The following is a 21,251-nucleotide window of genomic DNA, read 5'->3' as shown; positions in this document are numbered from 1 at the left end:
CTCCTCCGTTGCCTGAATGCCTTGCCTGCCTGCGATGCCGCGCGCGCGGTTGTCCGCGTTCTCGTGCGCGGCCCGGCGCGGCGCCCGGCTGGCTCGCCGGGCGCCGCGTGCCGCCTACACCTTCTTGATTCCCTTGATGCCGTTGTGGTCGTCCACCAGGATGACCTTCGGCTTGTAGGTGGCGATTTCCTCGTCGCTCATCGGCGCGTAGGTGCAGATGATCAGGTGGTCGCCCAGGTGCGCGCGCCGCGCGGCCGCGCCGTTGAGCGAAATCTCGCCGGTGCCGCGCGCGCCCTTGATGATGTAGGTGGAGAAACGCTCGCCGTTGTTGACGTTGTACAGCTCGATCTTCTCGAACTCCTTCATGTCGGCCGCGTCGAGCAGGTCCTCGTCGATGCCGCACGAGCCCTCGTAGTGGAGATCCGCCTGTGTCACGGTGACACGATGGAGCTTGGCGCGGAGCATGATGCGTTGCATGGGTGATACGTCCTTGGTTTGTTGCCGTGTGAGCCCGCGGGCAAGCCCGGCGGGCCGCTGGGAAAGGTTCCGGCGCGCGTGCGCCGGCCGTGCCGGCGGATGCCGCGGCGGCGCGAAGGCGCCCGGCCGCAACCGCCTGGCGCCATTCTAAGGCGCGCGGGGCCGCGGCGGGCCCGCGCGCGCCTTCAGCTGGCGCCGCGGATCACCTGGCCGTCCTTGCACATCAGGCAGGCCGCCACGATGTCGTCTTCCAGGTTCAGCACGAACTGGCCGTCCTTGTCGATGATGAGCTTGAGGAAGTCGAGCACGTTGCGCGCGTAGAGCGCCGAGGCGTCGGCCGCCACCATGCTGGCCAGGTTGGTGTGGCCGACCAGCGTGACGCCGTGGCGCTCCACCACTTCGTCGGCCACTGTGAGCGGGCAGTTGCCGCCTTGCGCCGCGGCCAGGTCGACCACCACCGAGCCCGGCTTCATGGCTTGCACGGTTTCTTCCCTGAGCAGCACCGGCGCCTGGCGGCCCGGGATCAGCGCGGTGGTGATGACGATGTCGGCCTGCCTGGCGCGCTCGTGCACCAGCTCGGCCTGGCGGCGCATCCAGTCCGGCGGCATGGGCCGCGCGTAGCCGCCCACGCCCTGCGCGATCTCGCGCTCCTCGTCGGTGACGAACGGCACGTCGAGGAACTTGGCGCCCAGCGATTCGATCTGCTCCTTCACCGCGGGCCGCACGTCGGAGGCCTCGATCACGGCGCCGAGCCGCCTGGCGGTGGCGATGGCCTGCAGCCCGGCCACGCCCGCGCCGAGGATCAGCACGCGCGCGGCCTTGACGGTGCCGGCGGCGGTCATCAGCATCGGCATGAAGCGCTGGTAGTGGTAGGCGGCGACCAGCACGGCCTTGTAGCCGGCGATATTGGCCTGCGAGGACAGCACGTCCATGCTCTGCGCGCGCGTGGTGCGCGGCGCGGCTTCGAGCGCGAAGGCGGTGAGCGTGGCGCGCGCCATGCGCGCGTTGTTGTCGGCATCGAACGGGTTGAGCATGCCGACCAGCGCGGCGCCCGGCGTCATCAGCGCGAGTTCGGCATCGTCCGGCGCGCGCACCTTGAGCACCAGCTGCGCGCCCAGCGCCTGGGCCGCGGTGCCGATGGTGGCGCCGGCCGCCTCGTAGGCCGCGTCGGGCTGGCTGGCGCGCACGCCGGCGCCCGACTGCACGATGACCTGATGGCCCTGCGCGACGTACTTCTTGACCGTCTCGGGGGTGGCGGCGACGCGGGTCTCACCTGCCCGCGTCTCCTGCGGGATGCCGATGTGCATCGTCAATTTCTCCTTTTGATGGCGTCTTCGAGGCGCTGTCAAAACGAACCTGGCGATGCGGCGCGGCAAGGCGGTGCGCCCGACCAGAACCGCTTCGCTTCATTCTGACAATGCCGCTGCTCTGCTTTGCGGGCGGACGTCCCGGACCCTGTGCCGGGTCCTCGTATTTCTGCGCCGCGTGCTCGCGCCGCATGTCTGCGCCGCGGTTCGCGCCGCATGTTCGCACCGCGGTTCGCACACGCGGCCGGAGCCGGGCCCGGCGCACAATTTTTCCGCAGCTTACAGGAAACTGACGATCAATGGTGACTGGCCGTTCGGCTTTTGCGCAACAGGGCCGCGGCCGCGTCTTTATGCGCCCGCTCGGCGCGCCGCCGCTTTCTTGACACCGATTTGAGATGCGCTCCCGTACTGTGGCGCTCGCCGTGCGGCCGGTGCCGCGCGGCAGCGCCGACGGCGCTTTCCCGTCGATGTCCCTGTTTTCCGCAAGCCATCCAATGACTGTCTTTCGCTTCGCTGCTCCGCGCGCCTGCGCCGCTTTCCTGTCCGGCGCCGCGCTCCTGTTCGCCATGTCCGGCGCCCATGCCGACACCGCTCCCGATGCCGCCGCAGAAGCCTCGCCGCATACGTTCTCGGCCAACGTGACGCTGGCCAGCGAATACCGCTACCGCGGCCTGATGCAGACCAACCGCCGCCCGGCCATCCAGGGCGGGTTCGACTACGCGCATTCGAGCGGCTTCTACATCGGCAACTGGAACTCGAGCATCAGCTGGCTCGACGACAGCAACCCGGACGTGTCGGCGCCGATCGAGATGGATTTCTACGCCGGCTTCAAGAATACCGTGACCATCGCCGGACTGGAGTGGAACTACGACGCCGGCGTGCTGCAGTACTACTACCCGGGCGACTACCCGGCCGGCTTGACGAGCCCGAACACCACGGAGCTCTATGTTGGCGCCGGCTACGGCCCGGTGTTCCTGAAGTACTCGCAGTCGATGACCAACCTGTTCGGCTTCGCCGACAGCCGCTACAGCTACTACGTGGACCTGAGCGCGAACGTGCCACTGGATTTCTGGGGCCTGACGGCCAACGCGCACGTCGGCTACCAGGGCGTGAAGCACGTCGACAACGCCTCGTACACGGACTGGAAGCTGGGCCTGACCAAGGACCTGGGCAAGGGTTTCGCGCTGGCGGTCGCGTATATCGACACCAATGCGCACCGCTCGGTCTACACCAATGCGCCGGGCCGCTACATCGGGCGCGCGACCGCGTTCGCGTCGCTGACCAAGACCTTCTGAGCGCGGCCGTTTTGATGCCTTCTTGATGGCGCCGGCGGCAATCCTTGCATCAACTTGAGGCGGCCCTGCATAGCATGATTCCATCTACCACAGACGATCCGCCGCGCGCGGATCCCGTCCTCATGCGACAGTCGAGTCTTGCCCTGGCCTTCGTTTCCGTGCCGCGCCGCCGTGCCGGCGCCAGTGCCCGCACAGTCCGTGCCGCCCACGCCGCCCACGCCGCCCATGCCGAAGCGGCGCGTGGCGCCGCGCCTTCCATCTTGCCCACGCGGCCCGCCGCCGACACGGCGTGCGCCTGGATCCGCCTGCGCCTGGCGGTGGCGTCCAGCCAGGTCTTCGCGCTGCGCCAGTCGCTGCATGCCGCGATCGGCAAGCTGGCGCGCATCTACGTGGTCGAGGTGGACCACCGCCACGGCGAGACCACGGTGCACGTGGAAGTCGAGCGCGGCGGCCGCGACGCCGCCATGCACGCCATCATGACGGCGCTGCCGGCCGCCGAGTTCGGCGTGACCACGCCGCTGGGGCAAGACCATGCCGCGCACTGAGCCCGCGGCGCCGGCGAGCGGCCTGCGCCGGCCGGGCGGCAGCGGGCTGTGGCTGCCGATGGTGACGCCGCTCAAGGGCGGCGAGCCGGACCTGGCGTGCGCCCAGCGCCTGGCCGCGCACTACGCGGCCAGCGGCATGGACGGCCTCGTCATCCTCGGCACCACGGGCGAGGGCGGCCTGCTCTCGCCGGCGGAGCGGCTGATGTTTACCGCCGCGGTGCTGGAGGCGGTCAACGGCGCGCTGCCGGTGATGGCCGGCGTGGGCGGCGTGGATACCCGCGCGGTGTGCGCGCAGGTGCGCCAGCTCGACCGCTTCGACCTGGCCGGCTACCTGGTGCCGCCGCCGTACTACCTGCGCCCCGGCGACGACGGCATCGCCTGGCATTTCGAATGCGTGGCGCAGGCCACCTGGCGCCCGCTGATGCTCTACAACGTGCCGCGCCGCACCGGCTGCGCGCTGTCGCCGGCGCTGGTGCGGCGCCTGGCCGCCCATCCGCGCATCGTGGCGGTCAAGGAGTGCGACGCGGCCGGGCTGCGCGCGCTGGCCGGCTGCGAGGCGCTGTCGGTGTTCTGCGGCGAGGACGAGGCGATGCTCGGCCACCTGCTGGCCGGCGGCGACGGCGTGGTGCCGGCCAGCGCGCACATCCGCCCCGACCTGTTCGTGCGGCTGGCGCGGCTGGCCGAGGCGGGCCGGCACGAGGCCGCGCGCGCGCTGTTCGCGCACCTGGCGCCCTTGATCGCGCTGCTGTTCTCCGAGCCCAATCCGGGCCCGGTCAAGGCGGCGCTGGCCCTGTGCGGGCTGGCCGACGCCGAGGTGCGCCGGCCGCTGATGCCGGCCAGCCGGGCGCTGTGCGCGCGGCTCGAGCAGGTGATCGGCCTGCTGCCGTCGGCGCGGGACCTGGAAGGCACTTTGCTGCCGGCCTGAAGCGCGGCCGGGCGCGCCGGACGCGCCCGGCGCCGGTGCACGAAAGGGCGGCAACCGGTAGAATGCCGGATTGCCTAAATTTTGTGCATCATGTCACACGACTGGAAAGCCAGCGTCACCGTCGCCGCGGTCATCGAACGCGGCGGCCGTTTCCTGCTGGTGGAAGAAGAAACGCCCGCCGGCCTGCGGCTGAACCAGCCCGCCGGCCACCTCGATCCCGGCGAGAGCCTGGTGCACGCGGTCATCCGCGAAACGCTGGAAGAGACCGCGCACACCTTCGAGCCGCGCGCGCTGCTGGGCTGCTACATGGCCCGCGCCGCGTCGGCCGGCAGCGCCACGCGGCCCGGCGGCGACATCACCTACGTGCGCTTCGCCTTCACCGGCGAGCTGGGCGCGCTCGACGCCGGGCGCCAGCTCGACGTGGGCATCGTGCGCACCGTGTGGATGAGCGCGGACGAGATCCGCGCGTGCCCGGAGCGCCACCGCACGCCGCTGCTGCTGGCGTGCATCGAGGACTACCTGGCGGGCAAGCGCTTCGCGCTCGACGCGCTCTACACCCATGTCTCGGTGCAGGGCGGCGGGAGCCTGGCATGAGCGGCGGCACAAGCGGCAAGCGCGTGGTGGTCGGCATGTCGGGCGGGGTGGATTCCTCCGTGACCGCGTGGCTGCTCAAGCAGCAGGGCTACGAGGTGATCGGCCTGTTCATGAAGAACTGGGAGGACGACGACGACGGCGAATACTGCTCGACCCGGCAGGACTGGCTCGACGTGGTCTCGGTGGCCGACCTGATCGGCGTGGACGTGGAGGCGGTCAACTTCGCCGCCGAGTACAAGGACCGCGTGTTCGCCGATTTCCTGCGCGAGTATTCGGCCGGCCGCACCCCCAATCCCGACGTGCTGTGCAACGCCGAGATCAAGTTCAAGGCCTTCCTCGACCATGCCATGTCGCTGGGCGCGGACACCATCGCCACCGGCCACTATGCGCGCGTGCGGCAGGCGCAGAGCGGCCGCTTCGAGCTGCTCAAGGCGTTCGACCACACCAAGGACCAGAGCTACTTCCTGCACCGGCTGAACCAGGCGCAGCTGTCGCGCACGCTGTTCCCGCTCGGCGAGATGCCCAAGACGCGCGTGCGCGAGATCGCCGCCGAGATCGGCCTGCCCAACGCGAAGAAGAAGGATTCCACCGGCATCTGCTTCATCGGCGAGCGGCCGTTCCGCGATTTCCTCAACCGCTACCTGCCGACCAGCCCGGGGCCGATGAAGACGCCCGACGGCAGGGAGGTCGGCCAGCACATCGGCCTGGCGTTCTACACGCTGGGCCAGCGCAAGGGCATCGGCCTGGGCGGCAGCCGCGAAGGCAGCGGCGACGCCTGGTACGTGGCGCGCAAGGACATGGCGAGCAATACGCTGTACGTGGTGCAGGGCCACGACCATCCGTGGCTGCTGACGCCGGTGCTCGACGCCGCCGACCTGTCGTGGGTGGCGGGCGAGGGCCCGGCGGCGGGCACGGCGCTGTCGGCCAAGACGCGCTACCGGCAGAGCGACGCGCCCTGCGTGGTGGCCGCGCTGGCCGGCGACGCGCTGCGGCTGGCGTTCGCCGAGCCGCAGTGGGCGGTGACGCCGGGCCAGTCGGCCGTGCTGTACCAGGGCGATGTCTGCCTGGGCGGCGGCATCATCCGGTAGCGCGGCGCGCGGTCCGGGGCACCGTGCATGCCCCGGCGGCTCGCGCGCCTAGGCGCGCGGCGGCTCGGTGTCGATGAACGACTGGCGCTTGGCCAGCTTGTCCTGGTAGGCCGCCAGGCGCGGGTGGCGCTCGCGCCAGGGGATGTCCGCGAAGCGGAAGTCCAGGTACGACAGCGCGCAGCCCACCGCCACGTCGGCCAGCGAGTAGTGGTTGTCGCAGCACCACGGGCGGTCGGCCAGGCCGTCGGCGATGGCCGTCACCGCCGAGTCGATCTTGCCGAGCTGGCGCCTGACCCAGCGCTCGCTGCGCTGGGCGGGCTCGCGCTGGGTGTGCTCCAGGCGCGCCAGCAGCGCGGCGTCGAGCAGGCCGTCGGCGAGCGCTTCCCAGCAGCGCACTTCCACGCGCTCGCGGGCGCCCTGCGGGATCAGCCGGCTGACCGGCGTGAGCGTGTCGACGTACTCGACGATCACGCGCGAGTCGAAGATCGCGCCGCCGTCTTCCATCACCAGGCACGGCACCTTGCCGAGCGGGTTGAACTGGCTGATGGTGGTGTCGGGCGACCACACATCCACTTCCACCATCTGGTAGTCGATCTTCTTTTCCGCCATCACCACGCGCACCTTGCGCGCGTAAGGACTGGTCTGCGATGCATACAGCTTCATGGACTCCCCTCGAGCTTGTTATGAAGTGCATCGGCGCTCTCTGGCACGACGGGCCGCGCGCGGGGGCGTCCGGCCGGCATGCCCGATGCACTTCATAACAGGCTAGTGGATTGGCGAGCGGGAGTATACCCGTGCCACGTGCCCGGCACGTGGCGGCGGCGCGCCAACGCCGCGCCGGTGTCGTGGTGCCGATACGCGCGGGCGCGCCATGCCCGCGGCGGCGGTCACAGAACGGCTGCCACGATGGTAAAATGCCCGCTTTCCACCGCGCCGCCGGTCGGTTGGCGCGCCTGATTGGTCTCTTTCGATCTGTTGACGGGCGCTCTCGACGCCAGATCGCGGCAGGCCGCCGTCCTTTCCCTTCCTTCCGGTCTTCCAGCATGTCCACGTCCTCGCTCTCCCCGCTCACCGCCCTGTCTCCCATCGACGGCCGCTATGCCTCCAAGGCCGACGCGCTGCGCGAGTGGCTCTCGGAAGCCGCCTTCATGCGCAACCGCGTCAAGGTGGAGGTGCACTGGCTGATCGCGCTGTCGCAGGCCGGCCTGCCCGACATGCCGAAGTTCTCGCCGGCGTCCGAGGCCGCGCTGCTGGCGCTGGTGGACAACTTCACCGAGGCGCACGCCGCGCGCATCAAGGAAATCGAGGCCGTCACCAACCATGACGTCAAGGCCGTCGAGTACTGGCTCAAGGAGCAGGTCAAGGGCAACGCCGAGCTGGAAGCCGCCAGCGAGTTCATCCACTTCGCCTGCACCTCGGAAGACATCAACAACACCTCGCACGGCATGATGCTCAAGGGCGCGCGCGACGTGGTGGTGGTGCCGGCGCTGCAGCGCGTGCACGCGCGCCTGGTGGAGCTGGCGCGCGCCAACGCGCGCCAGCCGATGCTGTCGCGCACGCACGGCCAGCCGGCCAGCCCGACCACGCTGGGCAAGGAAATGGCCAACGTGGCGGCGCGCCTGGGCCGCGCCATCGAGCGCATCCAGCGCGTGGAGCTGCTGGGCAAGATGAACGGCGCGGTGGGCAACTACAACGCGCACCTGTCGGCCTACCCGTCGTTCGACTGGGAGGCGTTCTCGAAGCAGGTGATCGAGTCGCGCCTGGGCCTGACCTTCAACCCGTACACCATCCAGATCGAGCCGCACGACTACATGGCCGAGCTGTTCGACGCCATCGCGCGCGCCAACACCATCCTGATCGACCTGAACCGCGACGTGTGGGGCTACATCTCGGTGGGCTACTTCAAGCAGAAGACCAAGGCCGGCGAGATCGGCTCGTCGACCATGCCGCACAAGGTCAACCCGATCGACTTCGAGAACTCGGAGGGCAACCTGGGCCTGGGCAACGCGGTGCTGCGCCACCTGTCGGAGAAGCTGCCGCTGTCGCGCTGGCAGCGCGACCTGACCGACTCCACCGTGCTGCGCAACATGGGCGTGGCGCTGGGCTACAGCCTGCTGGCCTACGAGGCCTGCCTGCGCGGCCTGGGCAAGCTCGAAACCAACCCCGAGCGCCTGCACGAAGACCTCGACAACTGCTGGGAAGTGCTGGCCGAGCCGGTGCAGACCGTGATGCGCCGCTTCGGCGTGCCCAATCCGTACGAACAGCTCAAGGAGCTCACGCGCGGCAAGGGCATCTCGCGCGAGGCGCTGCGCACCTTCATCGGCGGCCTGGCGATTCCCGACGACGCCAAGCAGCTGCTGCTGGAAATGACCCCGGCCAGCTACATCGGGCGCGCCATCAGCCTGGCCGAGTCGGTTTCGGCTTCCTGACGCGGCCCGGCGCCACGAAAAACCACCCCGCGGGGTGGTTTTTTTTCGTCCGGCGGCGGGCGCGGCGGAATGTCACTTCAAATGGTTTGAATGAATCCATGAATTTCAGACCGTTCGCTGGGCTGCCCGCCGCACAATAATGCGAGAATTCAACGGCGGGCGGCCCGTCCGCCGCCGTTGTCTTTTTGCAGAAGTCGATGAAACGCCCGTCACGGGCAGGGGTCTCCCATGCATTCGCAAGTCAAGACCGGCGCGCGCGCCGGGGCTGCCTCGCCACAATCGTCCGCCGCCGGCTACGGCGCGACCGCGATCGGCCTGCACTGGATCATCGCGCTGATGATCTTCGCCGCCTTCGCGCTCGGCCTCTACATGACCGGCATTCCGGGCCTGTCGATGCTCAAGCTCAAGCTGTTCTCGTGGCACAAGTGGCTGGGCGTGACGGTGTTCGCCGTCGCCGTGCTGCGCGTGCTGTGGCGCGCCACCCACCGCGCGCCGGCGCCGGCCGCCGGCACGCCGGCCTGGCAGGCCGCCGCCGCGCACAGCGCCCACATGCTGCTGTACGTGCTGATCCTGGTGGTGCCCGTGACCGGCTACCTGTATAGCTGCGCCGCCGGCGTGCCGGTGGTCTACCTGGGCATCGTGCCGCTGCCGTCGCTGATCGGGCCGGACGACGCGCTCAAGGAGATCCTCAAGCAGACGCACATCTGGCTGAACTACCTGATGGCCGCCATCGTCGTAATCCATGCGGCCGCGGCGATCAAGCACCAGTTCATCGAGCGCGACGGCACGCTGGCCCGCATGCTGCCGTTCCTGAAGTAATCCGCAACCGCCGGAATCAGCGGAATATCCGACCCCGAGGGCGCAGGCCCTCTCAGCGACAGGAGTTTTTGATGAAACGCATTCCCCGCCCGAGCGCGCTCCTGATGGCCGCTACGCTGGCCAGCGCCGGTATCGCCGCCAATCTCGCCTGGGCCCAGGTCGACGCCGGCAAGAGCTCGGTCACCGCCACCGCCCGCCAGATCGGCGTGCCGATGGAAGGCAAGTTCAAGAAGTTCGACGCCGCCGTCTCGTTCGACCCGGCCAAGCTGGCCACCTCCTCGGCCAAGGTCGAGATCGACGTCGCCAGCTTCGAGATCGGCGACGCCGAGACCACCAAGGAGGTCAAGGGCGGCGAGTGGTTCGACGCGGCCAAGTACCCCAAGGCGGTGTTCCAGTCCACCAGCATCAAGGCCGGCGCCGCCGGCAAGTTCGAGGTGGCGGGCAAGCTCACCATCAAGGGCAAGACCGTGGACGTGGTGGTGCCCGCGACCTACCGCCAGGACGCCGCCAGCCAGGTGTTCGACGGCGTGCTGCCGATCAAGCGCACCGCGTTCAACATCGGCGACGGCGAATGGAAGGACACTTCCGTGGTCGCCGACGACGTCCAGATCAAGTTCCACATCGTGACCTTGGCCAGGAAGTGAGCGCGCCGCGCCCGCTGCCATTCTCGTTTTATCGCTGTCCGTTCCATTTTTCCGCCGGAGAACTCATGAAACTGCGTACCATCCTCGCCGCCGCCGCGGCCATCACCGCCAGCGCCGCGTTCGGCGTGGCCTCCGCCAACTCGGTGACCTACAACCTCGATCCGACCCATACCTACCCGAGCTTCGAGGCCGACCACCTGGGCGGCCTGTCCGTCTGGCGCGGCAAGTTCGAGAAGTCGAGCGGCACGGTGACGCTGGATCGTGCGGCCAAGACCGGCTCGCTCGACGTCAAGATCGATCCCGCCTCGGTCGACTTCGGCAACGCCAAGCTGAACCAGCACGTCAAGGGCCCGGACATGTTCGACGTCGATGCCTTCCCGGACGCCTCCTACAAGGGCAAGTTCTCCAAGTTCAACGGCGACGTGCCGACCGAGGTCGACGGCGTGCTGACGCTGCACGGCGTGTCCAAGCCGGTCAAGCTGGAGATCCGCGAGTTCAAGTGCATCCAGCACCCGATGCTCAAGCGCGAAGCCTGCGGCGCCGACGCCGTCGGCACTCTCAACCGCGCCGACTTCGGCATCGACTACGGCGTGAAGATGGGCTTCAAGCCCCAGGTCAAGCTGGCCATCCAGGTCGAAGGCGTGAAGGTGGACTGAACGCGCGGCATGCCGGGGCGGCGCCCCCGGCACGCGGCACGGCAAGGGCCGGGGAGCGATCCCCGGCCCTTTTTTCGTTGGCGCGGCCCGGCGCGGCGGACACCGCGCGCGGCGCCGCCGCGTTATGTTGTCCGCACCTGGCGGCCACAGTACAATGAATCGTTAGGAATCAGTTACAGTCTCATCCAGTCGACGATTCCGCTCGGTTCAGCCATTTCCCGCTCACAGTCACCAGGGTGTAGTCGCGTGCGTGCCTGCCATCAGACGAGGACGCCCATGCCCGCAACCGATTACCGACATGTATCCCAGCAGTACCCCTTGATGCCGGCCTAGCATAGCGATCGCAGCGATCCCCTCGCCGTACGAGCTGTACCCGGCCAAGTCAGGCAAGGACTGGCCGGCCGGCAGCGTTTCTCGGATTTCTCTGGCGCCATACCGTGTACTCCCAAACGCAAATCGATCCGGTGGTCAGCTTCCGCAACTCGCAGGGCGAGCAGGTGCGGGGCACAATTATCAATCTCCAGAGAAAATCTCTGGTGATGGAAATCTACAACCCGTACTCGATCGTTCAGGTCAGCGAGGTGCTGAGCGAGCTGAGTGTGCGCATGGGCAGCAAGAACGCCTACCTGGGCAAGGCGGTGGTGATGAGCCTGGTGAACACCGGCCTCACCGCGGTGGTCTCCCTCACGCTCATCGACGAATGGCGCGAGCTGAGCGACCTCACCAACGAGCCCAAGTCGGTCGGCCGCGAAGCGCAGTTGTTCATCAACGACTGGGACGCGCGCTTCAACATCCGGCGCGACTACCAGATCGTGGTCAACGAAATGCGCGCCTTTCTCTCCGAAGTCTCGCGCTGGGTCGAGCAGGTGGACCTGACCGAGAACCTGCCCAAGGTCGACGGGCGGCTGCGCGAGGACGTGTTCTACGAGCTGGCCACGCCGATCATGCTCAAGACCAAGACCTACCTGGACCGCCTGGAAGGCGAGGCCGAGCAGGTCGACGCGGAGATCGCGCCGGTGCACCGCACCTACGCGCAGTCCGCGCTGCACCCGCTGCTGCTGCGCGCGCCGTTCGTCTACCGCACCTTCACCAAGCCGCTCGGCTATGCCGGCGACTACGAGATGGTCAACCAGATCCTGAGCGATCCGCAGCAGGGCCCGACCACCTACTTCCAGATCGTCAACACGGCCTTCCTCAAGGCCGCCGTGGCCACCGCCCACCGCAACCGCATCGACCTGCTGGTCGATTTCCTGTCGCGCCAGGCCGACGCCGCGCGCGCGGCCGGGCGCCCGTTCCGCGTGCTCAACGTGGGCTGCGGGCCGGCCTTCGAGATCCAGCGCTTCGTGCGCGAGTATCCGCAGCCCGAGCTGCTGTCGTTCCAGCTGGTCGACTTCAGCGAGGAGACGCTGGCCTATACCAAGGCCTCGATCGAGCGCTCGGCCGCCGCGGCCGGCCACAAGGACAAGGTGGCGGTGGAGATGGTGCACCAGTCGGTGCACGAGCTGCTCAAGCGCAAGATCGCGCCCGACGACGCCAGCCTGCGCGAGTTCGACGCGGTGTACTGCGCCGGCCTGTTCGACTATCTCTCGGACAAGGTGTGCGCGCGCCTGCTCAGCTATTTCGCCGCGCGCACGCGGCCCGGCGGACAGTTGCTGGTGACCAACGTCCATTCGGCCAATCCCGAGAAATTCGGCATGGAACACCTGCTGGAGTGGTACCTGATCTACCGCGACGAGGCCAGGATGAGTATGCTGCTGCCCGAACAGTCGAGCGGGCACAGACTCTACGTCGACCAGACCGGCGTCAACGTGTTCGCGGAAGCGACCATATCCTGAACCCCCGTTCCGCCATACCAGCGACACACCAGCAGCCGGCCCAGCCATGAGCACCAATCAACTTTACGCGGGTTACCAGACCGAGCTGGCGGACTTCCGCCTGGCCTTCAGCCGCGGCGGCGCCTATACCGCCATCGTGCTGGTGCTGCTCGGCGTGGGACTGGACTACGGCCAGTACCCGCAGCTGCAGGCGCCGTTCGCGGTGGCGCGGGTGCTGGTGTCGCTGCTGATCGCCGGCATCGTCGTGGTGCTGTACAGCTCGGCCGGGCGGCGCTTCGCGCCGTGGCTGACGCTGTCGTGGCTGCTGCTGCCGCAGATCATGATCTCGTGGATGATCTGGCACACCGACGGGGTGGAGTCGCCGTACTACGTGGGGCTGAACCTGGCCATCTTCGCCTCCGGCATCGCGCTGCCGTTCGGCCTGTGGCAGAACCTGGTGTTCGGCCTGCTCTCCTACCTGTTCTACCTGCTGGCCTGCCTGTTCCATCCCGGCGGGATCGAGCCGGTCGGCACCTTCATCGTCAATTCGCTGTTCCTGCTGTTCGCCGCGGCGGCCAGCGCGGTCTACACCTTCTTCAACGAGCGCGCGCGCTTCATGCTGTTCCGCCTCAAGGCCGAGGTGGCGCAGAAGAACGCCGAGCTGGAAGTCATCAACCGCAAGCTGGTCGACATCAAGGGCCAGATGCTGCAGCAGGAAAAGATGGCCGCCATCGGCACGCTGGCCGCGGGCCTGCTGCACGAGGTCAACAACCCGGTGAACTTCTGCCTGATGGCGATCGAGGTGGCGATGGAGGAGCCGGTGGCCAAGAACGAGCCGATGCTGCAGGAATGCCTGGTCGATGCCAAGCAGGGCATGCAGCGCATCCAGCATATCGTCTCGGACCTCAAGACCTTCGCCTACCGCAAGCCGGGCGCCGAGGCCGAGGGCACGCCGTTCCTGTTCGAGAAGGCGCTGGACTCGTCCATCCGCCTCACCGCGCACGAACTGCGCGGCGTCGCGGTCACGCGCGAGCTGCCCGCCGACACGCTGGTGCTGGGCGACGAGGCCGCCGTGATCGGCGTGCTGATCAACCTGTTCTCCAACGCCGCGCTGGCCATGCGCAAGGCCGGCACGCAGAACCCGGCGATCCACACCACCGTGAAGTGGGTCGAGCGCCGCCTGCACGTGACCGTGAAGGACAACGGCCCCGGCATCGCGCCCGAGAACCTCGCGCGCGTGTTCGAGCCGTTCTTCACCACGCGCGAAGTCGGCCAGGGCCTCGGCCTCGGCCTGTCCATCAGCTATGCGGTGATCGAGCGCCACGGCGGCGTGCTGTTCGCCGAGAGCGAGCAGGGCCAGTGGGCCTCGTTCAGCTTCGACCTGCCGCGCGCCGACTGAGGACGCCATGAGCGACGCCAGGCAACCCCGGCTTACCGTGCTCTACGTCGACGACGAGGAGATGGCATGCAAGTACTTCGCCCGCGCGGTCGGCGCGGAGTACGAGGTGCTGGTGGCCGGCGGCGCGGACGAGGCGGTCGGCATCCTGCGCCGCGAGGGCGCGCGCGTGGCGGTGCTGGTGACGGACTTCCGCATGCCGGGCCGCGACGGCGGCGACCTGCTGCGCCAGATCGCGCTCGAGTACCCGCAGATCGTGCGCGTGCTGGTGACGGCCTACGCCGACAAGGACATGTTGCTGCAGACGGTCAACACCGGCGAGGTGTTCCGCATCCTGGAAAAGCCGCTCGGGCTCGGCCAGGTGCGCGACGCGCTGCGCATGGCGGCGGAGCGCTACCGCGAGCGCTCGATGCGCCACCAGCGCCTGATGGCCATCGACGAGACGCTGGCCTTCCTCGCGCACGAGCTCAACACGCCGCTGGCCGCGATCGCCAATTTCGCGCGCGGCATCGAAAGCCGGATCGCGGCGGAATACAATCCGCAGCGCCAGGGCGAAATCGGCCAGGCGGCCAGCGCGATGCACGACAACGCGCAGTATTGCCTGGCGGTGATCTCGTCGTTCCTGCAGTCGGTGCGCAGCACCGGCAGCCGGCCCGGCACGCAGGCCGGCGCCAGCCGCGAAGTGACCGCCGGCGGGCTGATCGCCGCGCTGCTCGACACCTACCCGTTCGCGGGGCAGCAGCGCGGCTGGGTGGCGGTCGAGATGCAGGGCGATTTCGCCGTGCGCACGCTGCCCAACTGCGTGGCGCTGGTGCTGTCGTCGTTGCTGTCCAACGCGCTGCGCGCGCTCGACGGCGTGGCCGCCCCCTCGCTGCGCTTCGTGGTGGCGACCGAGCCCGAGGCGGCGATCCGCATCTGCGACAACGGCCCGGGCATTCCGCCGGAAGTGATGGGACGCCTGCTGGTGGACCCGGTCACGACTCACGCCAGCACCGGCGGCAACGGCCTGGGCATGATTTTCTGCAACCGTGTGATGCAGTCTTTCGGTGGCGGCATCCGGATCGAGTCAATGGCCGGCGCGGGCACCACCGTCACGCTGGATTTCCCCAATACCAAGAGTCGAATGCATAGGAGTGATCGATGAACGAACCGAATGCCACGCAGGCACTTTCACCGGCGATTCTGTTCGTCGATGACGAAGCCACGGCGGTCAAGTATTTCCAGCGTGCCATCGGCGCCCTGGCGCCAGTGGTGACAGGCGGCTCGGTCGAAGAGGGCAAGGCGCTGCTCGATGCCCACGCCGACAGCCTCGCCGTGCTGGTTTCCGACCAGCGCATGCCGGGCGAGTACGGCAACGAGCTGCTGCGCTACGCGCGCGAGCGCTACCCGCACATCGTGCGCATCCTGACCACCGCCTACTCGGAGATCGAGCATACCGTCGCGGCTGTCAACGAAGGCCAGATCCACCGCTACATCAAGAAGCCGTGGGACATCACCGCGCTGCGCATGGAGCTCAAGCAGGCGCTGGAGATGGCCGGCCTGCGCAAGGAGCGCGATCAGCTCGTGCGCGAGAAGCTGAGCGTGCTGCAGAAGCAGACCATCGCCACGCGCGTCGGGCTGGTGCGCGCGCTGGCCGCCAGCCTGAGCGCGCCGGAGCGCTTCCAGCCGGTGGAGACCTACCTGGCCTCGGCCGCGCTGGCCGGCGTGCAGAACCCCGAGCCGGACTGGCTGCTGATGGACTACGCCGACCTCGTGGCGGCGGAGAGCAAGCGCGGCGGCGGCTTCGGCCACGCGGTGGCGGCGCAGCTCGCCGCGCTGCGCGCGCGCTACGCGGGCCGCGGCGCGGGCGACGCGGTGGCGGTGCTGGCCGAGGTGCTGGCCGAAGGCGAGGGCGCGGCCACGGTGCGCCGCGACGGCGACGCGCTGGTCTGGACCCGCCCCGCGGCGCTGGCCGAGTACCTCGGCGAGCCGGTCAAGCAGGACGTCTCGGCGCAGCACGCGGCCTGGCTGGCCGGCCTGCTGTGGCTCGACGAGGCCGGCGGCGCGCTCAAGGCCACGCGCGAAGGCGATGTCATCGTCTTCCGCGCGGCCGAGCGCACCGTGGAATTCCCGGCGGACCGCCTGGCGGTGTGGATCGAGCAGTTCTGATCGGCAACCCCGGGGCAATGAACGAAGCCGCCAGAACGGGCCCACGCCACCAGAGCTAGCCCAGGTAAGGTGTCCTCCCTCTCCCGCTGCGCGGGAGAGGGGCGCAAACCTTCGGCAAGCGGCGGCGCGCAGCGCATCGGCAAGACAAATGAAAATGGGCACCCGGAGGTGCCCATTTTCATTGCGGCGTCAGCCCGGTCAGGCCTGCGCGCCGTAGTTCGGGTCGTTGCGGTCGATCTCGCCCGGCTTCTTGTCGCCCTTGACGAGGTCCTCGCGCTTGACGCCCAGCCACATGGCCAGCGCCGCGGCGACGAACACCGACGAGTAGATGCCGAACAGGATGCCGACGGTCAGCGCCAGCGCGAAGTAGTGCAGCGTGGGGCCGCCGAAGAAGAACATCGACAGCACCATCATTTCGGTCGAGCCGTGGGTGATGATGGTGCGCGAGATGGTGCTGGTGATCGCGTTGTCGATGATCTCGTGCGTGGTCATCTTGCGGTACTTGCGGAAGTTCTCGCGGATCCGGTCGAAGATCACCACCGATTCGTTGACCGAGTAGCCGAGCACCGCCAGGATCGCCGCCAGCACCGACAGCGAGAATTCCCACTGGAAGAAGGCGAAGAAGCCGAGGATGATCACCACGTCGTGCAGGTTGGCGATCACGCCGGCCACCGCGAACTTCCATTCGAAGCGGAACGACAGGTAGATCACGATGCCGGCCACCACGCACAGCAGCGCCAGCAGGCCGTCGGTGGCCAGCTCCTTGCCCACCTGCGGGCCGACGAACTCGACGCGCTGGAGTTTGACGTCGGGCGTGGCGGCCTGCAGCGCGCCCATGACCTGCTCGCTCTGCTGGGCCGAGGTGACGGGCTTGCCGTCCGCGCCCTTCTGGATCGGCAGGCGGATCATCACGTCGCGCGAGGTGCCGAAGTTCTGCACCTGCACGTCGCTGTAGCCGAGCTTGCCGACCTGGCCGCGGATCTTCTCGAGATCGGCGGTCTGCTGGTAGTTGACCTCCATCACCGTGCCGCCGGTGAACTCGATCGACAGGTGCAGGCCCTTGTGCCAGAGGAAGAATACGGCCGCGGCAAACGTCAGGAAGGAAATCACGTTGAAGACCAACGCGTGCTTCATGAACGGAATGTCGCGCCGGATGCGGAAGAATTCCATGTTGAATCCTGTTCTGTACGGCGGCCCTTGCCGCCGTGCTTATGCTGTTTGGCCGCCGCGCCCGGCGCGGCGGCCTTGTGCCGTCCCGATGCCTACTTGGCGACGGTGCCCTGGTTGTCCGAACCCGGCTTCCAGATCTGGCCGATCGCCACGCCCTGCAGCTTCTTCTTGCGGCCGTACCAGAGGTTGACCAGGCCGCGGTTGAAGAACACCGCCGAGAACATCGAGGTCAGGATGCCCAGGCAGTGCACCACCGCGAAGCCGCGCACCGGGCCCGAGCCGAAGGCCAGCAGCGCCAGGCCGGCGATCAGCGTGGTCACGTTGGAGTCGAGGATGGTGGCCCAGGCGCGGTCGAAGCCGGTGGCGATGGCCATCTGCGGCGAGGCGCCCGCGCGCAGTTCCTCGCGGATGCGCTCGTTGATCAGCACGTTGGCGTCGATGGCCATGCCCAGCACCAGCGCGATGGCGGCGATGCCCGGCAGCGTCAGCGTGGCCTGCAGCATCGACAGCACCGCCACCAGCAGCAGCAGGTTGATGGCCAGCGCGGCCACCGAGAACACGCCGAACAGCATGTAGTACAGCACCATGAAGACGGCGATGGCGCTGAAGCCGTAGGCCACCGAGTCGAAGCCCTTCTGGATGTTGTCGGCGCCCAGCGACGGGCCGATGGTGCGTTCCTCGATGATTTCCATCGGCGCGGCCAGCGAGCCGGCGCGCAGCAGCAGCGCCAGGTCGTTGGCGGCCTCGGTGGAGTACGAGCCGGTGATCTGGAAGCTCGAGCCCAGCTCGGACTGGATGGTCGCCACCGTCAGCACTTCGCCCTTGCCCTTCTCGAACAGCACGATGCCCATCGGCTTGCCGATGTTCTCGCGCGAGACGTCGCGCAGCACGCGCCCGCCCTGGGCGTCGAGCTTGATGTTGACCGAGGGGCGCTGGTTCTGGTCGAAGCCGGCCGAGGCGCTTTCGATGCGGTCGCCGGTGAAGATGACCTGCTTCTTGAGCACCACCGGGGCGCCGTTGCCCTGCGTGAACAGTTCGCTGCCGAACGGGATCGGGTCGCCCGGGCGCGGGTTGCGCGGCGCTTCCGGATCGGCCAGGCGCGCCTCCAGCGTGGCGGTGCGACCGATGATGTCCTTGGCCTTGGCGGTGTCCTGCACGCCCGGCAACTGGACCACGATGCGGTCCGAGCCCTGCTGCTGGATCACCGGCTCGGCCACGCCGAGCTCGTTCACGCGGTTGTGCAGCGTGGTGATGTTCTGCTTGACCGCCGCGTCCTGCACCGCCCGGCGGGCGGCGTCGGTGAACACGCCGGTGAGGTTGTTGCCGTCGGCCGCGAAGGCCAGCTCGCGCAGGCTGTCGGCGAGGATGCCGCGCGCCTTGCCGGCGTCCTCGGCGTTGTTGAAGCGCACCGTCAGGCGCTCGCCGTCGCGGTCGATGCCGCCGTGGCGGATGCCCTTGTCGCGCAGCAGCGTGCGCGCGTCGCCGGCCAGGCTGTCGAGCTTCTTGTCGACCGCGCCCTTCATGTCCACCTGCAGCAGGAAGTGCACGCCGCCGCGCAGGTCCAGGCCCAGGTACATCGGCAGCGCGTGCAGCGCGGTCAGCCAGCGCGGCGAGCCCGACAGCAGGTTGAGCGCGACCACGTAGGTGGCGTCATTGGGGTCGGGGTTGAGCGCGCGCGTCAGCACGTCCTTGGCCTTGAGCTGCTCGTCGGTGGTGCGAAAGCGCGCCTTGACCGAGCCGGTCTGGCCGTTGACGTCGAAGAACATGCCGTCGGGCTGCAGGCTGTTCTGCGCCAGCACCTGCTCGACCTGCTTCTGCGTGGCCAGGTCGACCTTGACCGTGGCCTTGGCCGAGGAGACCTGCACGGCGGGCGCCTCGCCGAAGAAGTTCGGCAGCGTGTAGATGATGCCGATGGCCAGCGCCACCAGGATCACGAGGTATTTCCAAAGCGGATAACGATTCATCTTTGGCCAGTCGTTCTGCGGTTGGCGGGGCCGGGCATACCGTCGGACGGTGTGGTCGGCGGGAGGTCGGGCACCCGCACCGGTTGGCAAACAGCCGCCTGGCATCCACGGACAACCCGGGCTGGATCAGGCGGCTGCAGGGGCACGCGCGCTAATGGCGTGCCGGGAAGGGCGAAAAAGCCGGCGAAAAAACAGTAAAAGCGGCAGCAAGAGCAGTGGCTGCAGCGGACCGCGGGACGTCGCGCATGCGGCGCGCCACCCGCGGCGCCATGCTCAGAGGGCCTTCAGCGAGCCCTTGGGCAGCACCGTGGTCACGGCGTTCTTCTGCACCGTGATTTCGGTGCCGGCTGCGATCTCGAGGGTCACGTACTGCTCGTTCACCTTGGTCACGCGGCCCAGGATGCCGCCGGCGGTGACGACTTCGTCGTTCTTGGCCAGCGCTTCCAGCATTGCCTTCGATTCCTTCTGGCGCTTCATCTGCGGGCGGATCATGATGAACCACAATACCGCGAACATCAGGATGATGGGCAGGAAACTCATCAGGCCACCCGCCGCGCCGCCGGTGATGCCGGCGGTCTGGGCAAATGCGTTAGAAATCAGCACGTCGCTTCTCCGTCACAAAGTCAGTCAGTTAGTCGATCATTCTACCACCCGCTTGCAATCGCCTTCCATGTCCGATCCGGGCATTTGCGGGGATTTACGGGTTTGTTCGGGGCCCCTTGCGCGCCGCCCCGGGGGCGCGCCGGACCCGGCTGTTCGACCGGCGTGTGGCGGAAAGTTCCGGCGGCCGCGCCGGCGCGCCGGCCGGCGTGGAAAGTGGTGTTTATTGCACCCCGCGCGCACGGTCCGCGGCGAAGCGCGCGCGGAACGCCGTGAAGCGGTGCTGTCCGATGGCCTCGCGCATCTCGGCCATCAACTGCAGGTAGTAGTGCAGGTTGTGGATGGTGTTCAGGCGCGCGCCGAGGATCTCGCCGACGCGGTGCAGGTGGTGCAGGTAGGCGCGCGAGAAGTTGCGGCAGGTATAGCAGCCGCAGCTCTCGTCCAGGGGGCGCGTGTCGTTGCGGTGCACGGCGTTCTTGATCTTGACGTCGCCGAAGCGCGTGAACAGCCAGCCGTTGCGCGCGTTGCGGGTCGGCATCACGCAGTCGAACATGTCCACGCCGGCGGCCACGCCGGCCACCAGGTCCTCGGGCGTGCCCACGCCCATCAGGTAATGCGGCTTGTGCGCGGGCAGGCGCGGCGCCACGTGCTCGAGCACCCGCATCATGTCTTCCTTGGGCTCGCCCACCGACAGCCCGCCGATGGCGTAGCCGTGGAAGTCGAGCTCGGACAGGCCCGCCAGCGACTCGTCGCGCAGATCCTCGAACATGCCGCCCTGGACGATGCCGAACAGCGCGTTGGGGTTGGCCAGGCGGTTGAACTCGTCGATCGAGCGCCGGGCCCAGCGCAGGCTCATGCGCATCGACGCGGCCGCCTCCTCGCGAGTGGCCGGGCGGCCCTCGATCTCGTAGGGCGTGCATTCGTCGAACTGCATCACGATGTCGGAGTTCAGCGTGCGCTGGATCTGCATCGAGATCTCGGGCGAGAGGAACAGCTTGTCGCCGTTGACCGGCGAGGCGAAGGTCACGCCGTCCTCGGTGATCTTGCGCAGCGCGCCCAGCGAAAACACCTGGAAGCCGCCCGAATCGGTCAGGATCGGCTTGTCCCAGCCCATGAAGCGGTGCAGGCCGCCGTGGCTCTCCACCACCTCCAGCCCCGGGCGCAGCCACAGGTGGAAGGTATTGCCGAGGATGATCTGCGAGCCGATTTCGTTGAGTTCGAGCGGCGACATCGCCTTGACCGAGCCGTAGGTGCCGACCGGCATGAAGATCGGGGTCTCGACCACGCCGTGGTTGAGGGTGACGCGGCCGCGGCGGGCGTTGCCGTCGGTGGTGAGCAGTTCGAAGTCGAGCATGGCGAATATCCTGGATGCGGGGTCGG

General features: G+C 68.4%; 20 protein-coding genes. 13 read left to right on the top strand and 7 right to left on the bottom strand.

What is annotated here, in order from left to right; all coding sequences use genetic code 11:
- Window positions 1–114 precede the first annotated feature (114 nt).
- Together panD and ACWTPI_RS16790 are read right to left on the bottom strand one after the other, a co-directional pair.
- On the bottom strand, window positions 115–477 hold the full coding sequence (gene panD, locus ACWTPI_RS16795) for an aspartate 1-decarboxylase (protein WP_454732206.1): 363 nt from the start codon (window positions 475–477) through the stop codon (window positions 115–117).
- A gap of 185 nt (window positions 478–662) precedes the next feature.
- Entirely contained in the window at window positions 663–1,784 is a 1,122-nt protein-coding gene (locus ACWTPI_RS16790) for a Re/Si-specific NAD(P)(+) transhydrogenase subunit alpha (protein ID WP_059413517.1), read from the bottom strand.
- 494 nt (window positions 1,785–2,278) lie between these two features.
- Between ACWTPI_RS16790 and ACWTPI_RS16785 the strand changes: the two genes are divergently transcribed.
- The 5 genes from ACWTPI_RS16785 (at window position 2,279) to mnmA (ending at window position 6,231) form a co-directional block, all read left to right on the top strand.
- Window positions 2,279–3,079 carry a TorF family putative porin gene (locus tag ACWTPI_RS16785; RefSeq protein WP_454732205.1) on the top strand — a complete coding sequence of 267 codons (801 nt, stop codon included), beginning with the start codon at window positions 2,279–2,281 and terminating at the stop codon, window positions 3,077–3,079.
- 122 nt (window positions 3,080–3,201) lie between these two features.
- On the top strand, window positions 3,202–3,624 hold the full coding sequence (locus ACWTPI_RS16780) for a hypothetical protein (RefSeq protein ID WP_454732204.1): 423 nt from the start codon (window positions 3,202–3,204) through the stop codon (window positions 3,622–3,624).
- Window positions 3,611–4,549, top strand: a complete 939-nt coding sequence (locus tag ACWTPI_RS16775; RefSeq protein WP_454732203.1) for a 4-hydroxy-tetrahydrodipicolinate synthase family protein — start codon at window positions 3,611–3,613, stop codon at window positions 4,547–4,549. The genes ACWTPI_RS16780 and ACWTPI_RS16775 overlap by 14 nt, the downstream gene beginning before the upstream one ends.
- A 90-nt stretch (window positions 4,550–4,639) precedes the next feature.
- Window positions 4,640–5,143 (top strand): NUDIX hydrolase, encoded by a 504-nt coding sequence (locus ACWTPI_RS16770; protein ID WP_052165935.1) that lies wholly within the window; start codon window positions 4,640–4,642, stop codon window positions 5,141–5,143.
- The gene (gene mnmA, locus ACWTPI_RS16765) at window positions 5,140–6,231 is read left to right on the top strand and encodes a tRNA 2-thiouridine(34) synthase MnmA (RefSeq protein WP_059413519.1); all 1,092 of its coding nucleotides are present in this window, start codon (window positions 5,140–5,142) and stop codon (window positions 6,229–6,231) included. The genes ACWTPI_RS16770 and mnmA overlap by 4 nt, the downstream gene beginning before the upstream one ends.
- Window positions 6,232–6,279: 48 nt before the next feature.
- Here the strand turns inward: mnmA and ACWTPI_RS16760 are convergent, their stop codons facing one another.
- On the bottom strand, window positions 6,280–6,894 hold the full coding sequence (locus tag ACWTPI_RS16760) for a glutathione S-transferase family protein (protein WP_020204131.1): 615 nt from the start codon (window positions 6,892–6,894) through the stop codon (window positions 6,280–6,282).
- 380 nt (window positions 6,895–7,274) lie between these two features.
- On the opposite strand from ACWTPI_RS16760, the gene purB reads away from it, so the two are divergent.
- The 8 genes from purB to ACWTPI_RS16720 all read left to right on the top strand — a co-directional run bounded on the left by purB (window position 7,275) and on the right by ACWTPI_RS16720 (window position 16,137).
- Window positions 7,275–8,660: an adenylosuccinate lyase gene (gene purB, locus ACWTPI_RS16755; RefSeq protein ID WP_020204132.1), complete on the top strand. Its 1,386-nt coding sequence runs from the start codon at window positions 7,275–7,277 to the stop codon at window positions 8,658–8,660.
- Between the two features lie 228 nt (window positions 8,661–8,888).
- Window positions 8,889–9,479 carry a cytochrome b gene (locus ACWTPI_RS16750; protein ID WP_454732202.1) on the top strand — a complete coding sequence of 197 codons (591 nt, stop codon included), beginning with the start codon at window positions 8,889–8,891 and terminating at the stop codon, window positions 9,477–9,479.
- 71 nt (window positions 9,480–9,550) lie between these two features.
- Window positions 9,551–10,123 (top strand): YceI family protein, encoded by a 573-nt coding sequence (locus ACWTPI_RS16745; RefSeq protein ID WP_020204134.1) that lies wholly within the window; start codon window positions 9,551–9,553, stop codon window positions 10,121–10,123.
- 65 nt (window positions 10,124–10,188) lie between these two features.
- Window positions 10,189–10,779, top strand: coding sequence for a YceI family protein (locus ACWTPI_RS16740; protein ID WP_020204135.1), 591 nt, complete (start codon window positions 10,189–10,191; stop codon window positions 10,777–10,779).
- Between the two features lie 437 nt (window positions 10,780–11,216).
- A complete protein-coding gene (locus ACWTPI_RS16735) occupies window positions 11,217–12,614 on the top strand; it encodes a class I SAM-dependent methyltransferase (RefSeq protein ID WP_029043845.1) in 1,398 nt (465 codons plus the stop codon).
- A 46-nt stretch (window positions 12,615–12,660) separates the two neighbouring features.
- On the top strand, window positions 12,661–13,992 hold the full coding sequence (locus ACWTPI_RS16730) for a sensor histidine kinase (protein WP_020204137.1): 1,332 nt from the start codon (window positions 12,661–12,663) through the stop codon (window positions 13,990–13,992).
- A 7-nt stretch (window positions 13,993–13,999) separates the two neighbouring features.
- Window positions 14,000–15,133: a hybrid sensor histidine kinase/response regulator gene (locus ACWTPI_RS16725; protein WP_454732201.1), complete on the top strand. Its 1,134-nt coding sequence runs from the start codon at window positions 14,000–14,002 to the stop codon at window positions 15,131–15,133.
- The gene (locus tag ACWTPI_RS16720; RefSeq protein ID WP_454732200.1) at window positions 15,130–16,137 is read left to right on the top strand and encodes a response regulator; all 1,008 of its coding nucleotides are present in this window, start codon (window positions 15,130–15,132) and stop codon (window positions 16,135–16,137) included. Before ACWTPI_RS16725 ends, ACWTPI_RS16720 begins: the two co-directional genes overlap by 4 nt.
- Window positions 16,138–16,335: 198 nt before the next feature.
- Here the strand turns inward: ACWTPI_RS16720 and secF are convergent, their stop codons facing one another.
- The 4 genes from secF to tgt form a co-directional block, all read right to left on the bottom strand.
- Window positions 16,336–17,307 carry a protein translocase subunit SecF gene (gene secF, locus ACWTPI_RS16715; RefSeq protein ID WP_020204140.1) on the bottom strand — a complete coding sequence of 324 codons (972 nt, stop codon included), beginning with the start codon at window positions 17,305–17,307 and terminating at the stop codon, window positions 16,336–16,338.
- Between the two features lie 92 nt (window positions 17,308–17,399).
- Window positions 17,400–19,271, bottom strand: a complete 1,872-nt coding sequence (gene secD, locus ACWTPI_RS16710; protein ID WP_059413523.1) for a protein translocase subunit SecD — start codon at window positions 19,269–19,271, stop codon at window positions 17,400–17,402.
- Between the two features lie 273 nt (window positions 19,272–19,544).
- A complete protein-coding gene (gene yajC, locus ACWTPI_RS16705; protein ID WP_020204142.1) occupies window positions 19,545–19,874 on the bottom strand; it encodes a preprotein translocase subunit YajC in 330 nt (109 codons plus the stop codon).
- Between the two features lie 220 nt (window positions 19,875–20,094).
- A complete protein-coding gene (gene tgt / locus ACWTPI_RS16700; RefSeq protein ID WP_020204143.1) occupies window positions 20,095–21,225 on the bottom strand; it encodes a tRNA guanosine(34) transglycosylase Tgt in 1,131 nt (376 codons plus the stop codon).
- Window positions 21,226–21,251 lie beyond the last annotated feature (26 nt).

This window comes from Cupriavidus ulmosensis (assembly GCF_977008105.1).
The sequence above is the reverse complement of the archived record's forward strand: the minus strand, read 5'-3'. Positions and strand labels throughout refer to the sequence as shown.